At 64.5% G+C, this 892-nt stretch carries 1 protein-coding gene; it reads right to left on the reverse strand.

Features of this window, described 5'->3' with window-relative positions:
• Window positions 1-883: VCBS domain-containing protein (locus ACQRCJ_RS12430; protein WP_427799940.1), on the reverse strand; the 883-nt coding region annotated here is incomplete at its 3' end.
• Window positions 884-892: the final 9 nt, after the last annotated feature.

Consider the following 892-nt stretch of genomic DNA (forward strand, 5'->3'; position numbering starts at 1 on the left):
TCTGCGCCCCTTCCCAGCCGCCGTCCTGGCTCTTGTCACCGGCCACGGCGCCGAACCACAGCTTGTGCCCGGCATCCACGTCCGCGCCGGTGACTTTGCCTTCCAGATGCTGCTCGTTCCTGCCGGGATCATAATGGGAGCCGTTGTACTCCCTGTTCTCCTCTTCGGTACCGGGGGCATCCACGACCGTGTCGCTGTCTATGCGGCCCACGCCGCTCTCGGTCAGCTTCAGCTCGGAATCCGCATCCAACGTGACCTCAGGCTGGTCGTTGGTACCGGTGATGGTGAACGAGACCTCCTGCTGCTGCCAGGCGCCCTTGTCGTCCTGCACGAAGATGGTGAAGCTTTCCGAGACAGTGGCCCCTTCCGGCAGGTTGTCCAGCGTCGGCTGACCGTCGAAGTCCCAGTCCAGCCCCTGCTTGAGCTCTTCCAGGCCGGCGTAGGTCGTCCCGTTCACCGTGACCGGGAAGGTCAACGGTATACCGTCACTGTTCCCGTGCAGCGTGTAGGTATAGGAGGCCGTGCCGTTGGCCGTTTCCGTCACGACCAGCTGGCCGTAATGCCCCTGGGCCGTGACGCTGGTCTGGCTGCCCGCGGTCAGCTCCAGGCCTTCGGGCGTCGTCACGCCGGTACCGTCCGCCACGGCAAAGTGCAGGATGTCGCCATGATCCACGTCCGCAGCGTTGATGCTGCCCGTGACAGAAGCGGTCCCTGCGGCATCATTGTCGTAGGGGTTGTTCTCTTCGGGCTGTCCGGGCTTGTCGAAGGGGCTGTGATCGGACGTCGTCGTATCCCGGCCCACACCGGACTCATACAGCAGGCCGTCCGGGTCGCCCACGGTCAGCGACGGCTTGTCATTGCTGCCCGTAATGGTGATGGTCACGGTCTCCAG

The organism is Desulfovibrio sp. SGI.102, assembly GCF_050314315.1.
GTDB lineage: Bacteria > Desulfobacterota > Desulfovibrionia > Desulfovibrionales > Desulfovibrionaceae > Desulfovibrio.